At 70.0% G+C, this 14732-nt stretch carries 16 protein-coding genes; 6 read left to right on the forward strand and 10 right to left on the reverse strand.

What is annotated here, in order from left to right:
* The 4 genes from JL108_RS18470 to JL108_RS18485 all read left to right on the forward strand — a co-directional run.
* On the forward strand, positions 1-584 hold a 584-nt coding region (locus JL108_RS18470), incomplete at its 5' end, for an AMP-binding protein (RefSeq protein ID WP_205199593.1).
* A 218-nt stretch (positions 585-802) separates the two neighbouring features.
* Positions 803-1051, forward strand: a complete 249-nt coding sequence (gene purS, locus JL108_RS18475; RefSeq protein ID WP_205199594.1) for a phosphoribosylformylglycinamidine synthase subunit PurS — start codon at positions 803-805, stop codon at positions 1049-1051.
* The gene (gene purQ, locus JL108_RS18480) at positions 1048-1716 is read left to right on the forward strand and encodes a phosphoribosylformylglycinamidine synthase subunit PurQ (RefSeq protein WP_205199595.1); all 669 of its coding nucleotides are present in this window, start codon (positions 1048-1050) and stop codon (positions 1714-1716) included. Before purS ends, purQ begins: the two co-directional genes overlap by 4 nt.
* Positions 1717-1865: 149 nt before the next feature.
* Complete coding sequence (locus JL108_RS18485; protein ID WP_205199596.1) at positions 1866-2147, forward strand: GNAT family N-acetyltransferase; 282 nt, start codon at positions 1866-1868, stop codon at positions 2145-2147.
* 12 nt (positions 2148-2159) lie between these two features.
* Here the strand turns inward: JL108_RS18485 and JL108_RS18490 are convergent, their stop codons facing one another.
* The gene (locus JL108_RS18490; RefSeq protein ID WP_205199597.1) at positions 2160-2705 is read right to left on the reverse strand and encodes a TetR/AcrR family transcriptional regulator; all 546 of its coding nucleotides are present in this window, start codon (positions 2703-2705) and stop codon (positions 2160-2162) included.
* Between the two features lie 75 nt (positions 2706-2780).
* On the opposite strand from JL108_RS18490, the gene JL108_RS18495 reads away from it, so the two are divergent.
* Positions 2781-4502, forward strand: a complete 1722-nt coding sequence (locus JL108_RS18495) for an ABC transporter ATP-binding protein (protein ID WP_205199598.1) — start codon at positions 2781-2783, stop codon at positions 4500-4502.
* Positions 4503-4686: 184 nt separating this feature from the next.
* On the opposite strand, the gene JL108_RS18500 is transcribed toward JL108_RS18495, so the two are convergent.
* The 9 genes from JL108_RS18500 to JL108_RS18540 form a co-directional block, all read right to left on the reverse strand.
* Positions 4687-5670: a homoserine O-acetyltransferase gene (locus JL108_RS18500; protein WP_307837322.1), complete on the reverse strand. Its 984-nt coding sequence runs from the start codon at positions 5668-5670 to the stop codon at positions 4687-4689.
* A complete protein-coding gene (locus tag JL108_RS18505; RefSeq protein WP_205199599.1) occupies positions 5667-6959 on the reverse strand; it encodes a bifunctional o-acetylhomoserine/o-acetylserine sulfhydrylase in 1293 nt (430 codons plus the stop codon). Before JL108_RS18505 ends, JL108_RS18500 begins: the two co-directional genes overlap by 4 nt.
* Positions 6960-7178: 219 nt before the next feature.
* The gene (locus JL108_RS18510) at positions 7179-7964 is read right to left on the reverse strand and encodes a putative hydro-lyase (protein ID WP_205199600.1); all 786 of its coding nucleotides are present in this window, start codon (positions 7962-7964) and stop codon (positions 7179-7181) included.
* A gap of 11 nt (positions 7965-7975) precedes the next feature.
* Positions 7976-8851 carry a biotin-dependent carboxyltransferase family protein gene (locus tag JL108_RS18515; RefSeq protein WP_205199601.1) on the reverse strand — a complete coding sequence of 292 codons (876 nt, stop codon included), beginning with the start codon at positions 8849-8851 and terminating at the stop codon, positions 7976-7978.
* Positions 8848-9459 (reverse strand): 5-oxoprolinase subunit PxpB, encoded by a 612-nt coding sequence (pxpB, locus tag JL108_RS18520; protein ID WP_205199602.1) that lies wholly within the window; start codon positions 9457-9459, stop codon positions 8848-8850. Before pxpB ends, JL108_RS18515 begins: the two co-directional genes overlap by 4 nt.
* Complete coding sequence (locus JL108_RS18525; protein ID WP_205199603.1) at positions 9456-10211, reverse strand: LamB/YcsF family protein; 756 nt, start codon at positions 10209-10211, stop codon at positions 9456-9458. Before JL108_RS18525 ends, pxpB begins: the two co-directional genes overlap by 4 nt.
* Before the next feature lie 4 nt (positions 10212-10215).
* Complete coding sequence (locus JL108_RS18530) at positions 10216-11433, reverse strand: NRAMP family divalent metal transporter (protein ID WP_143914964.1); 1218 nt, start codon at positions 11431-11433, stop codon at positions 10216-10218.
* 255 nt (positions 11434-11688) lie between these two features.
* Positions 11689-11937, reverse strand: a complete 249-nt coding sequence (locus tag JL108_RS18535) for a type II toxin-antitoxin system Phd/YefM family antitoxin (RefSeq protein WP_205199604.1) — start codon at positions 11935-11937, stop codon at positions 11689-11691.
* Positions 11938-11985: 48 nt separating this feature from the next.
* Positions 11986-13323, reverse strand: coding sequence for an ATP-dependent 6-phosphofructokinase (locus JL108_RS18540; protein WP_307837323.1), 1338 nt, complete (start codon positions 13321-13323; stop codon positions 11986-11988).
* 107 nt (positions 13324-13430) lie between these two features.
* On the opposite strand from JL108_RS18540, the gene JL108_RS18545 reads away from it, so the two are divergent.
* Positions 13431-14510: an alpha/beta hydrolase gene (locus tag JL108_RS18545; protein WP_205199605.1), complete on the forward strand. Its 1080-nt coding sequence runs from the start codon at positions 13431-13433 to the stop codon at positions 14508-14510.
* Positions 14511-14732: the final 222 nt, after the last annotated feature.

A 14732-nucleotide genomic window follows, 5' to 3' on the forward strand; every position in this document is an offset into this window, starting at 1 on the left:
CGGAGACCTCGCCGGTCGCCTCGTTCTCGCCGTGGGGTAAGCCGCCGGTGGTGGGTTCGATCGGCACGCCGGTCAAGGGGGTGGAGATGAAGCTCATCGACAACGAGTGGAACGAGATTGCCGATGATCCTGAGGCGATCGGTGAGATCGCGATCAAGGGTCACGGCATCATGAAGGGCTACTACAAGCGTCCGGCCGCGACTGAGGAGGCGATCCATGGTGAGTGGTTCCGTTCCGGGGATCTGGGTCGTCGTGACGAGAACGGTTATTACTTCATCGTCGACCGCAGTAAGGACATGATCATCCGCGGCGGGTACAACGTGTATCCGCGTGAGCTTGAGGAGGTGCTGATGACGCATCCGGCGGTCTCGCTGGTCGCGGTCATCGGCGTGCCGCACGAGTCCCACGGTGAGGAGGTCAAGGCCGTCGTGGTGCGCGAGCCGGGTGTCGAGGTCACCGAGGACGAGCTGGTCGCGTGGGGCAAGGAGCAGTTCGCGGCCTACAAGTACCCGCGCATCGTGGAGTTCCGCGACGAGCTACCGATGACCTCCACCGGCAAGATCCTCAAACGCGAACTCAGCTGACCTGCCGCGTGGGCGGTGAGTCATCCCGCACGTCGCCGCTGGGCGGTGCGTGAGCACGCACTTGTGGCCCGGTAGCGCGGGATAGCTCACCGCCCGAGGTGGGGTGGGCGTGTGGTGCGGGACAGCTCACCGCCCACGGCGGGAGGCAGCGCCCTGTGACGGGGTGACGGACCGATACACTCGGACCGTCACCCCGTCCGTCGTTCCAGGGAGCGCCCGTGGCCCGCGTCATCGTCGATGTCATGCCCAAGCCGGAGATCCTCGACCCCCAAGGCAAGGCCGTACACGGCGCCCTGCCCCGCCTCGGTTTCACCTCGGTCACCGATGTCCGCCAGGGCAAGCGCTTCGAGCTCGAGGTCCCGGACACCGACGAGGCGACGCTGGACCAGGTGCGCGAGATCGCCGGCACCCTGTTGTCCAATCCGGTGATCGAGGACTTCGAGGTGCGGGTGGAGGGCGACGCGTGAAGGTCGGTGTCGTCACCTTCCCGGGGTCGCTCGACGACGGCGACGCTCGCCGCGCGGTCCGGATCGCCGGCGGGGAGCCTGTCGCGTTGTGGCACGGAGACCACACCCTCGCGGGTGTCGACGCGGTCGTACTGCCCGGCGGCTTCTCCTATGGCGACTACCTGCGCTGCGGTGCGATCGCGCGCTTCGCTCCGGTCATGGAGCAGGTGATCGAGGCGGCCAAGGGCGGTCTGCCGGTGCTCGGCATCTGCAACGGCTTCCAGATCCTGTGCGAGTCGCACCTCCTGCCCGGCGCACTCATCCGCAACGATCACCGCACCTTCGTGTGCCGTGACCAGGTGCTGCGCGTCGAGAATGCCGACACCGCCTGGACCCGCGACTACACCGCCGGCCAGGAGATCACCATCCCCTTGAAGAACGGCGAGGGCGGCTTCGTGGCCGCGCCGGACACGATCCGCGAGCTGGAGGAGTCCGGCCGGGTGGTCGCGCGCTATGTGGGCGTGAACCCGAACGGCTCGATGAACGAGATCGCCGGGATCACCAACGAGCGCGGCAACGTGGTCGGTCTCATGCCGCACCCCGAGCACGCGGTCGAGGACCTGTGCGGCCCGGGCACCGATGGCCTCGGTTTCTTCACCTCGGTCCTGCAGACCGTCCTGGTCTGACCCCCTTCCTGGGCGGTGACGTGCGCACCTCTCGCCCGGTTGGGCGGTGACGTGCGCACCTCTCGCGCGGGGTGAGAGGTGCGTAAGTCACCGCTCACTGGCGGTATCGCACCGCTGCACGACGAACGATGCGGTCCTAGGCTCGAAGCATGAGCACTGAGGTCAGCCACAACGAGTCCGAGCAGCGGTATGAGATCCACGTCGACGGTGAACTCGGCGGGTATCTCGTCGCGCAGCCCGATGGCGATGTCGTGACCCTGCCCCACACGGAGATCGACGAGCGCTTCGAGGGACAGGGCTTGGCGAGTCAGCTGGTGACCGCGACGTTGGAGGACATCCGCTCACACGGGCAGCGGATCCACCCGACCTGCCCCTATGTCAAGCAGTTCCTGGAGAAGCACACCGAGTACGCCGACCTCGTGGCGGAGTGACATCTCGCGGGGTCAGTCGGCGGCGACCGACTTGCGCAGGCTGTGCAGGAACAGGCTGCGGACCTCGCCGCGGGTGTGCACGGCGAACCGCGTGTGGGCATTGGCCGAATAGAGCAGGGACCAGAGCAGGTCGCTGATCCACGCACCCGGCAGCGCCGGGTCGATCGAGTGATCGGCATGCCCTCGGTCGACGATCGTGCCGACGATCTCGTCCTCCTCGAGGGCGTCGAGGACCTGCTCGTCCTCGGGCATCAGGAACCACCATCCGAGGATGTCGAGACGGTCGAAGAGTTCGGTCGCCAGACGCATCAGCGCCTCGAGTCCGGTGCCGTCCTGCGGCCGTGCCTCCTCGGCGGTCCGGGCGTATTCCTCCTCGACGAAGCTGCCGACGGCGGCCTCGAGGGCGGGGCGGTCCGCGAAGTAGCGGTGGACGGTGCTGCGGGCGACCTCGGCCGCTTCGCCGATCTCGCGCATGCTCGCTCGGCGGTTGCTGCCCAGGACGCGGATCGCCGCGAGGAGGATGGCGTGGCGGGTACGGTCCTGGGTCGGGGTGCTCACTCCGGCAGGCTACCAAGGTGTCCCTTTATGCGCCTGATTCGTCTCAGTTAGGACACCTATGTCTTAATAGTGAGCATGGCTGGCCCACGATCGCGTTTCTCGGTGCTCTGGTCCTTCGCGCGTCCGCATCGCGCGACCCTGTTCGTCGCCCTGGCCCTGGGCCTGTTCGCCTCGGGGATGGAGCTCGCGACGCCGTTGGTGACCAAATGGGTCCTCGACACGCTCGCGGCGGGCGGCTCGATCACCGGACCGGTGTCGGCGCTGCTCGGCCTGCTCGTCGTAGGGGCGGTGATCAGCTGGAGGCAGTGGATCCTCCTGGGCACCCTCGCCGAGGACATCGTCTTCGACGCGCGACGCCACATGATCGGCCGGTTCCTCTCCGCGAAGGTCCTGCCCCTGCTTCGGCGCCCGACCGGCGAGCTGGTGACTCGGATGACCAGTGACTCGGTACTCATGCGCGAGGCGGCGTCCTCGAGCCTCGTCGGCCTCGTCAACGGCAGCATCGTCCTGGTCGGGACGCTCGTGCTGATGGCGGTGCTCGACCTCGTGCTCTTCGCCGCCACCCTCGCCGCCGTGCTGGTCGTCGCCGTCCTGTTCGGACTGCTCATGCCGGCGATCGCGAAGGCTCAGGAGCAGGCGCAGGGGGCGCTCGCCGACCTGGGCGCGGGGACCGAGGGCACTCTGCGGGCGATCAAGACGGTCAAGGCGGCCGGTGCCGAGGAGCGGCAGCGAGAGCGGCTCTTCGACGACGCCCGGCGCGCTCGCGAACACGGGGTGCGGGCGGTGCGCCGCGAGGTGGTGGCGTGGACGATCGCCTGGACGGGGATCCAGGCGGCCATCATCGTGATCCTGGCGCTCGGCGCCGCCCGGGTCGCGGCGGACGAGATGGCGGTCTCGACGCTGGTGGCCTTCCTGCTCTACGCCTTCGGCCTCATGGGGCCGATCACCGAGCTCAGCCAGAACATGACCGCGTTGCAGGCCGGGATCGCCGCGGCGGGCCGTATCCGCGAGATCGACGAGCTCGAATCCGAGCCTCGCAGCGGTGTCATCGGCGCTGAGCCGTCCGGTGGCGGGATCGCCCTGCGCGATGTCAGGGCCCGATACGGCGCGGATGCCGACCCGGCTCTCGACGGCGTCTCCATCGAGGTGCCCGAGCGCGGGCATATCGCCCTGGTCGGCCCGTCGGGTGCCGGCAAGACCTCGGTGCTCTCGACGGTGCTGGGCTTCCTCGAACCCGAGGACGGCGACCTGCGGATGGGGGACACGCCCTACGAGTCGCTCTCGCCGGCACAGGTCCGCAGCCGGATCGCCTATGTCGAGCAGGAGACGCCCGTGGTGCCCGGGACCATCGGCGAGAACCTGCGCTTCGTCAATCCCGAGGCGTCCGACCAGGCGGTGGATCGCGTGCTGGCCGAGCTCCGACTCGATGAGCTCGTCGAGCAACTGCCCGACGGTCTCGACACCCCGCTGACCGACACCTCGGTCTCCGGCGGTCAGCGGCAGCGCATCGCCGTCGCGCGGGCCTTGCTGGCCGACCCGGAGGTGCTGCTGCTCGACGAGGCCACCGCGCAGGTCGACGGCATCACCGAGGCGGCGATCCATCGGGCGATCCGGCGTCAGGCCGAGCGCGGTGCCGTGCTCACGATCGCGCATCGGCTCAGCACCGTGGTCGACGCGGACGAGATCATCGTGATGGAACACGGACGGGTCGCGGCGCGCGGCTCGCACGAGACCCTGCTCCAGACCTCGGACCTCTACCGCCAGCTCGTCGCCGCCCTCGTCGTCCCGACCGGCTGACCGCTCTCGTCGTCTGGTGGTGGGACTCGGTGTCGGTGGGCGCCTCGCTGGGCGGTGACCTACGCACGTCTCGACGGCTTCGAGGGGTGCGTAACCCACCGCCCAGCGTGTCGAGGGGTGCGTAACCCACCGCCCAGCCGAGTGAGGGGTGTGTAGGTCACCGCCCAGGGGCGGGCCGGGGAGGTCAGGTGGTGAGGAGGGAGTGAGCCAGGGCGCCGACGGCCTCGGACTCGACGAGGAAACCGTCGTGCCCATACGGCGAGACCACCACGTCCAGCTCCGCGCAGCCCGCGATGCCCTCGGCGAGCTCGCGCTGCTGGTGCAGCGGATACAGGCGATCCGAGTCGATGCCCGCCACCAGGGTGCGGGCCGTGATCCGGCCGAGCGCGGCGGCGATGCCTCCGCGCCCGCGACCGACGTCGTGACTGTTCATCGCCTCGTTGAGCACGATGTAGGAGTCCGCGTCGAAGCGTTTCACGAGCTTGGCGCCGTGGTGCTGGAGATAGGACTCCACCGCCCAGCGTCCATCGGGCTGCACAGCGCGGCCGAAACGCTCGGCGAGCTCGAACTCACTGCGATAGGACAGATGCGCGACCCGGCGAGCCAGATCGAGTCCGGCTTCGGGGCCGGCGGCGCGGATGATGTCGTTCTGCGTGGTCGCCAGCCCGATCTGGTCGGCCGACGCCGCGGCGCTCGTGGCCAGCAGGAACAGGCGCTCGACGCGGCCGGGATGCTCGATCGCCCACTCCAGCGCCCGCATGCCACCCGCCGATCCGCCGATCACGCTGTGCCAGGCGTCGATGCCCAGCGCATCGGCCAGGGCGACCTCCGCGGCCACCTGATCGCGGACGGTCACGGCAGGGAAACGGGATCCGTAGGGCCGCCCCTCGGGGTCGAGGCTGAGGGGCCCGGTGGAGCCCCGGCAACCGCCGAGGATATTGGCGGCCACGACGAAGAACCGGTCCGTGTCGATGCCGCGACCGGGGCCGACGACATCGCCCCACCAGCCGCCCTCGCCGGTGACGATGTGGTCACCGGTGAGGGCGTGCAGGACGAGCACGGCATTGGAGCCGTCGTACTCGCCCCAGGTGGCATAGGCGAGGCGGACCTCCGGCAGGACCTCACCCGATTCGAGGGTGAGGTCGCCGATCGCCTGCTCGTGGGTCACTTGGCCGCGCGGAATCCTGCGTCGAGGTCGCCGAGGATGTCCTCGATCCCCTCCAACCCGACCGCCAGACGCACGAGACCGGGTGTCACGCCGGCCGCGGCCTGCTCCTCGGCGGTGAGCTGTGAGTGGGTCGTCGAGGCCGGGTGGATCGCCAGGCTGCGGACGTCGCCGATATTGGCCACGTGACTGTGCAGGTCCAGCGCGTCGATGAATCGACGGCCGGCGTCGATGCCGCCGGGCAGTTCGAAGGTGACGATGGCACCGGAGCCCTTCGGCGTGTACGTCTGCGCGAGCGAGTGATACGGGCTCGAGGGCAGGCTCGCCCAGTGCACCGACGCGACGTCCTCACGGGCCTCCAGCCATTCCGCGACGCGGCGGGCGTTCTCGACATGGCGCTCGACCCGCAGGCTCAGCGTCTCCAGCCCCTGCGCCAGCAGCCAGGCGTTGAACGGAGCGATCGCGGGGCCGACATTGCGCAGGTACTGCACGCGCAGCTTGGCGATGTACGCCGCCGCGCCGAGCGCCTCGGCGAACACCAGGCCGTGGTAGCTCTCATCGGGGGTCGTGAATCCCGGGAACTTGTCGCCGTGCGCGCCGTAGTCGAAGGTGCCGCCGTCGATCACGACGCCGGCGATCGCCGTGCCGTGACCGCCGATGTACTTGGTGGCGGAGTGGATCGCGGTGTCGGCACCGTGCTGCAGCGGGTTCAGCAGGTAGGGGGTCGCGACGGTGTTGTCGACCAGGAAGGGGACGCCGACCTCGCGGGCGACCGCCGAGATGGCCTCCAGGTCGAGGACGTCTCCCTTGGGGTTGCCGATCGTCTCGCCGAAGAAGGCCTTGGTGTTCTCCTGCGTGGCATTGCGCCACTGCTGCGGATCATTGGGCTCCTCGACGAAGGTCACGCGGATGCCGAGCTTCGGGAAGGTGTGCCGCAGCAGGCTGTCGGTGCCGCCGTAGAGGCTCGCGGAGGCGACGATGTGGTCGCCCGCCTCGGCGACATTGGTGAGGGCGCCCGTGGTGGCCGCCTGTCCCGAGCTGAACAGCAACGCGCCGACGCCACCCTCGAGCGCGGCGAGACGCTGCTCGACCACGTCCTGGGTGGGGTTCATGATGCGTGTGTAGATATTGCCCGGCTCGGCCAGGCTGAACAGGTCAGCGGCGTGCTGGGTGTCGCGGAACTCGTACGACGTCGTCTGATAGATCGGCAGGGCCCGGGCCCCCGTGGTGGGGTCGGCGGTCTGGCCGGCGTGGATCTGCTTGGTCTCGAACGACCAGTCTTCGCTCGTCATGTCTGCTCCTTCGGCTCGCGAACCTGGACCGAGCGTGACAGATATTCCACCACGTGAGCAACTGTCTCGCGATGCGGTCGAGCTGTCCTGGTCCGCTGAGGGGTGCATATTCGCCCGCGAGAGGTGCACATTCGCCCCGGCCCGGGCGAAATTGCAGCACTCGGCGGTTCGAGGAGGGAGGGCGGGGAAGAGCGCAGGGTTCGGAGCGGGCGACCAGGCTCAGGGGACGATGAGAGCGCTGTCGCGCAGGTCGGTGACGAGCATGTGGCCGGGCGCGTGGCCGATCGCCAGCGGTGGTCGCGAGGCCATGACCGCGGCCTGGGGTGTGACGCCGCAGGCCCAGAAGACGGGCACCTCGCCGTCGTGGATCGTGACAGCCTCGCCGAAGTCGGGCGCCGAGAGGTCCGCGATACCGAGACCGGCGGGATCGCCGACATGGACGGGAGCGCCGTGGACGCTCGGGTACCGCGAGGTGATTCGCACGGCGTCGGCGACGCACTCGGCGGGCATCGGCCGCATCGACACGACGAGCGGGCCGTGCATCCGGCCCGCGGGACGGCAGCCGCGGTCGGTGCGGTACATCGGCACATTGCGGCCCTCCTCGATGTGCCGCACCGGCACTCCGGCCTCCAGGAGCGCCGCCTCGAAGCTGAAGCTGCACCCCACCAGGAAGGCCACGAGATCGTCGGCCCAGGCATCGGTCGCGTCCGCCACCTGCTGGACCGGCTCGCCGTCGACGTACACCTGATACGTGGGCACATCGGTACGGATGTCGCCGTCCTCGCCCAGCAGCGGCCCGGTGAACTGACCGGGCTCGAGCACGTCGAGGATCGGGCACGGCTTCGGGTTGCGCTGCGCGAACAACAAGACGTCGAAGGCGTAGTCGCGTGACACCGCGATGAGATTCGCCTGCGCATAGCCCGCCGACCATCCGGCGGTCGGTGTCACCAGGCCCTCGCGAAAGCGGCGTCGGGCGTCGGCGGGGGACACATCGGCGAATGACACGGAGGCTCCTCTCAGGCCCAGGTGAAGCGGACCTTCTGCCCGGGGCGCAGCTGCGCGGCGCGGTCGACGTCCTCGTCGACGACGACCGCGACGACCGGATAGCCGCCCGTGACCGGATGGTCGGCGAGGAACAGGACCGGCTCGCCGCTCGGCGGCACCTGGATCGCGCCGCGGGCGGCTCCCTCGCTCGGCAGCTGCCTGTCCTGCTCGGCATGACGCAGCGTCGCGCCCTCGGGCGGGTTCAGTCGCGCACCGACGCGGTTCGCCTTGTCCGAGACGGTCCACGTGGTCCGAGTGAGGTGCTCGGCGTCGGCCAGCCAGTCGTCGCGCGGGCCACGGACCGCGCGGAGGGTCACCCCGTCCTCGTCGAAACCGGCGACGGGGGCAAGGTCGGTGGCCGGCAGCTCGCCCGCGCCGCGTCCCACGGGCAGCCGGTCGCCCTCGGAGAGCGGCTTCGGGCCGATCCCCGACATCGTGTCGGTGGCGCGAGAGCCCAGCACCGGCTCGACGTCGATGCCGCCGCGCACGGCGACATAGGCGCGCAGCCCTGAGGCGGCCTGGCCGAGCGTCAGTGTCGCTCCGGCGCGCAGGGTATGGCGGGCGTTGAGTCCCATCGGCACGGGGCCTTCGCCGTCGTCGATCAGCACCTCGACCCCGGCCCCCGTCACCGCGACCTCCACGGCCTCATCGGTACGCAGGCTGAGCCCGCCGATCAGCACCTCGACGGCCGCGAGCGCCTCGTCGTTGCCGACGAGCCGCTGCGCCAGGGCGAAGGACCGTCGGTCGGCCGCGCCCGAGCGCCCGACACCCATCGCGGCGTAGCCGGGGCGGCCCAGATCCTGCACGGTCGCTTGCGGCCCGGTGGCGAGCACCTCGAGCGTCGTCATCGGCCGACCTCCACGAAGCGCACCCGGTCACCGGGCTGGAGCAGCGCGGGCGGATCGCGGTCGAGGTCGAACAGGGTCGCGTCGGTGCAGCCGATGAGCTGCCAGCCGCCGGGAGACTCGCGCGGGTACGCACCGGAGAAGGTCCCGGCGAGCCCCACCGAGCCGGCCGGGACGGCGGTGCGCGGGTCGTCGCGGCGGGGCACCTCCAGTCGTTCGTCACCGCCGGTCAGATAGGCGAAGCCGGGGGCGAAGCCGCCGAATGCCACGGTCCAGGGCCGTCCGGTGTGCGCCGCGATCACCTCGTCGCGCGACAGGCCGGTGAGTCGGCACACCTCGTCGAGGTCGGGCCCGTCGTACACGGTGGGGATCTCGACCGGCTCGCGGTCCTCGTCCGCCTCGGTGTCGCGCGGGGTCAGCCCACCGAGGGCTTCGCGAATCCGGCCCAGCTGCTCGGGCGTGCACGCTGTGACGAGCACGGTCCGGGCCCCCGGGACGATGTCGAGCGCACCGAGGTCCGCCTCGGCGATGGCGGCCGCCCACCCCACGGGCTCCTCGCCGTCGTCGAGGTCCAGCAGCAAGGCGCGGTCGCCGTAGGCCAGCGCCCTCATCGGAAGGTCTCCACCGTGACACCGGCATCGGCGAGCGCCTCGCGCACGGCTCTGGCCATCGTGACGGCGTCCGGGCTGTCGCCGTGGACGCAGACGGAGTCCACGGACATGCGGATGACCGTGCCGTCCACGGCTTCGACAACCCCCTCGGTGACCATCTGGACGACTCGCGCGGCGACCGCGACCGGGTCGTCCAGCACCGCGCCCTCGTCGCGCCGCGAGACGAGGGTGCCGCCGGGTGTATAGGCGCGATCGGCGAAGGCCTCGTAGACCGGCCGCAGGCCCCGCCGCTCGGCCTGCGCGAGCAGCTCGGAGCCCGGCAGTCCGAGCACCGGGAGGCTCGGATCCACCGAGGCGACCGCGTCGACGACCGCGCCCGCGTGCTCGGCGTGGTGCACCGCGGTGTTGTAGAGCGCGCCGTGGGGCTTGACATAGGTGACGCGCCCGCCCGCCGCCGCGGCGAGCGCCTGCAGGGCGCCGATCTGGTAGACGACATCGTCGGTCAGCTCGCGGACCGTCGCGTCGACGAAGCGCCGGCCGAAGCCCGCCAGATCCCGATAGCCGACCTGCGCGCCGATCGCGACCCCCTGCTCGACCGCCCAGCGGCAGGTGCGCGCGATCGTCGTCGGGTCACCGGCGTGGAATCCGCAGGCGACATTGGCGCTCGACACCAGACCGAGGATCGCCTCGTCGTCGCCGAGCTCCCACCGGCCGAAGGACTCGCCCACGTCGCTGTTGAGGTCGATACGCATCCGATCAGCTCCAGAGATCGCTCAGGCCGCCGAGTGAGTTCCACCCCAGATAGAGGGTGAGCAGCCACACGAGGAGGCCGGCGACCTTCAGCCACATCGGGTAGCGATACCCGCCCAGCAGATCACGTCTCGCCCAGGCGATCCACAGCACCACCGTGAAGCCGATCGGCAGGATGAGCCCGTTGACGGCGCCGGCGAAGATCAGCAGCGTGACGGGCGCGGCCCCGAGTGTCACGAAGGCGATGGCGCTGACGGCGATGAAGCCGACCGTCAGCAGGTTCTGGGTGCGGTCCGAGGTCGCGGTGGTGCTCATGAACGAGACCGAGGTGTACGCGGCGCCGATGACCGAGGTGATCGATGCCGCCCACAGGATGACGCCGAAGATGATGAGACCGGCGTCGCCGATCGCCGACTCGAAGGCGCTCGCGGTGGGGTTGTCGGAGGCCAGCTCGATGCCGCCGGCGGTCACGCCGAGGATGGCCAGGAACAGCAGCACACGCATGACCCCGGTGACGAGGATGCCGTAGACCGAGGTGCGGGTGATCTGACCGACGTTCTCCGGCCCGGTGACCCCGCTGTCGAGCAGCCGGTGGGCGCCCGCGTAGGTGATGTAGCCGCCGACGGTGCCGCCCACGATCGTGGTGATGGCCAGGAAGTCGATCGTCTCGGGCACCACGGCGTTGCGCAGCGCCTCGCCGAGCGGCGGACGCGACACGATCGCGGTGTAGAGGGTCATCGCGATCATCAGCACGCCCAACGCGACCACGACGCGGTCGAGCGCCACGCCGGCGCGCTTGCTGAGGAAGATCGCGATGGCGATCACCGCCGAGACGGACCCGCCGATCCTCGGGTCGACGCCGAGCATCGCATTCGTGCCGAGGCCGGCACCGCTGACATTGCCGATATTGAAGATCAGCCCGCCCGACACGACGAGCACGGCGAGCAGCCAGCCGACCCCGGGCAGCACCTCGTTGCCCAGCTCGTGCGCGCGGCGCCCGGCCACGCCGACCACGCGCCAGACGTTCAGCTGCACGGCGATGTCAATGACGATCGAGGCGACGATCGCGAAGGCGAAGGCCGCGCCCAGTTTGACCGTGAAGTCGGTGGTCTGGGTGATGAAGCCAGGACCGATGGCGCTCGTGGCCATCAGGAACATGGCCCCGAACAGCGCTGTGCGGGCCGAGCGCGGCTTCTGCTGGCTGCCGGAGTCGTCGGCGGTCATCGGGCTCTCCCGTCACCAGGGGTCTCGTGCGCGATGACCGCGATCGTAGTCGGGTCGCTGCCGGCCCGCTCGGCGCCGAGGTCAGCCCGCGCTGTCGACGGGATCGTAGGTGGGGTAGCCGATGATCCTCGCGACCGACCGCATGGTCGTGTCATGGGTGACGATGGTGGCGTCTACGCCGGTGTGGATGGCGGTGGTCTCATCGAACCAGCGCGCTGCCGAGGCTGACGGAGGAGTCGAGGTAGAGGTACTTCATCACGCGTCCTTCATGTCGTCGATCAGCTCATCGACGGTCGCGGCGGTTCGTGGGTCGTGCCGGAGGAGACGTGCGGTGCGCGCCGGGCCGGCCTTCTTCGGCGGCGGGATGCCGGGCTGGGTGTCCGGCGGGACGATGTACCCGATCACCCGGTGGTGCCGGGTGATCGCGTAGGTGTCTCCGGCCTCCACCGCGGCGAGGGTCCGTGTGGGGCCCTGCCGGAGTTCGCTGACGGACACGGTCTTCACCTATCGATGGTACGAGTTTTGTCGACGAGTATCGAGAAGTGCGCGTCGTCAGCGCATGGAGAAGGGCTGTCCGGTGGACTCCATGACGCTCAGCCAGAGATCGCCATCGGGGTTGACCCGCTGCGTGCGCTTGGTGACCTCCTCGATCGGCACGTGCGCGAAGCGGTGACGAGGGCGGCCGACGACGATATCGGTGCGACCGGCCATGGCCGCGTGGACGGCGACCTGCGCCAGCCGGGTGCAGTACACCGAGTCCGCGGCGTCCGCGGGAACCGAGCGGATCAGATAGCCCGGATCGAAGTGCCGCAGCGTGAGCGGCAGGCCACGGTCCTTGAAATCGCGGGCGATCCGGGCGCGCAGGAGACCGGAGAAGTCGCCGAGGACCTGGTTGCCGCTCGCGTCGGTGCGCCGGCTCGCGGGGATGAGATCCTGCCCGGCGCCCTCGGCCAGCACGATGACGGCGCTGCCGCGCTCGCTCACCCGCTTGGCGAGCTGGGCGAGCAGCCCGTTCTCGCCGTCGAGCGAGAAGGGCACCTCGGGGACCAGCACGAAGTCGGCATCTTGATAGGCGAGCGCGGAGTAACAGGCCACGAAGCCCGCGTGCCGGCCCATGACCTTGACGACCGCCACGCCGCCGACCGCCGCATCGGACTCCACGCGTGCCGCCTTGATCGACTCGGCCGCCTTGGCGTAGGCGGTCTGGAAGCCGAAGCTGGTGCCGATGAGCGGGATGTCGTTGTCGATCGTCTTCGGCACGCCGACGACGGCGATCGACAGCTCGCGGCGTGCGATCTCCTCGTGGATCGCGTGGGCCCCGCGCATCGAACCGTCACCACCGATGACGAAGAGGATGTCGATGCCGCGATCGACCAGCGTGTCGACCATGACGCCGACCTCCTGGCTGCCCCGCGAGGAGCCCAGCACGGTGCCGCCGCGCTCGGCGATGCTCTGCACGAAGGAGGGCGTGAGCTCGATGGGATCGGGTGCCTGACCCGGAGCGAGCCCCGCATAGCCGTTGCGGAAGCCGGTGACATCGGTGACGCCGTAGTGCTCGAACAGCTCGAGCACCAGGGCACGGATGACGTCGTTGAGTCCGGGGCAGAGGCCGCCGCAGGTGACGATGCCGGCCTTGGTGGTGGCCGGGTCGAAGAAGATCTTGCGGCGCGGTCCGCCGGGCTCATAGGAGGGGACCTCCTCGAGCGGGACGTCGCCGCGCGAGGCGAGCAGGCTGATGGTGTCGTCGATCAGGACGCGATCGTCCTCGGCGACGTAGTAGGCATTGGTGGCGCGGTGGGCCACGTACTCGGCGAGGGGGGAGTCGTAGCGCGCCTCGCCGAGGGAGCGGACCTGCAGGTCCGCCAGGCTCATGTCGTCATAGGTCGCCACACCCCAACGGTAGCCGACATCGGGACCGAGCAGACAGGCGTCCGCGTCCGTGCGTGGGGCTGGTCACGTGAGGTGTGGTGGACGGTTCTCGCACGTATTCTGGGGATATGGCCCGATCCGCCCGGTCTCCTCGCGTGTCGCGCTGGCCGTCGCGGCGCCGGCCGTTGCGGGCAGTGCACGCCGATGCGGTGCTGCACGAGGACCCGAGCTCCCGCGCCCGGCTGATCGGCCGTGGTGCCCGGCTCGCGGTCAAGCCGTTGCTGCGGCTCGCGCCGATGGACGACCGGATGTTCGCCCGCCTCCGTTCCCTGGACCGGTACCGGCCCGGTCGCCCGGCCGAGGGGATCAGTGCCGTGGAGGTCGATCTGGGCGGCGTCCGCGCGGAGTGGATGGAGCTCAACGAGGGACGCAGCAGCGATCTGACCCTGCTGTACTTCCACGGCGGAGGTTTCTTCACCGGGAGCATCGACTCGCATCGCAGCATGTGCGAGCAGCTGGTGCGCGACACGGGCGGTGCCGTGGTGTCGGTCGACTACGTGATGCTCCCCGATGGCACGATCGCCGATTCGGTCGCGGACGCGATGACGGCCTACGAGGCGGTGATCGAGTGGGTGAGCCGGCCCGACAGGATCGTCGTCGGCGGCGACTCCGCGGGTGGGTACCTCGCGATGAAGGTGGGGGAGCTAAGCACCCGCCGCGGCATCCAGCGCCCGGCCGGACTGATCGGCTTCTCGCCGCTGCTGAGCCTGGACCCCGAGCGCGAGGACAAGAATGTCGTCCGGGTCTCGCCCATGCGCGAGGCCTATCTGCCGGTCAAACGCACGCCCCGCATGCGCGAGCGCTGGCTGCCCGATGGCGCGGTGATCGAGGGCTTCGCCTCGCCGCTGCACGCCGCGGCCTATATCGAGTCGCCGGTGCATCTGGTCGCGGTGGAGGACGAGATGCTCCGCCCGGAGACCGAGGCCTTCGCCCTGCTGCTGACCGACAAGGGTGTCGACGTGGAGGTGCACCTATGGCGCGGGCAGGTGCACGCGTTCGTGTCGCTCGTCGACGTCCTTCCCGATGCGCGGGTCGCGGTGCGTCAGGGTGCCGACTTCGCCCGGCGTGTGATCGGCGACCTGGTCGAGGAACCGGTGACCGATCCCGACACCCAGCCCGAGGATCTCTCCGGCCACCTCGCCAGCTGACCTCCGACTCCCGTGGGCGGTGAGTGGCCAACCACGGGCGCGCGTGGGCGGTGAGTAGGCGTCCTTTATCGATGGTGAGCGGTGGGTGAGCGTCCGTTCGCCCGTGCGGATGGACGCTGTCTCACCGCCCGGCCCGTCCGTCGGGAGTGGTCCCATCGCGGTGAGTAGTCAACCACCCCTTCCCCACTCACTTACCGGCAGGCTTGACTGTTTTTATCTCGC

The organism is Aeromicrobium sp. YIM 150415, assembly GCF_016918125.1.
Lineage (GTDB): Bacteria > Actinomycetota > Actinomycetes > Propionibacteriales > Nocardioidaceae > Aeromicrobium > Aeromicrobium piscarium.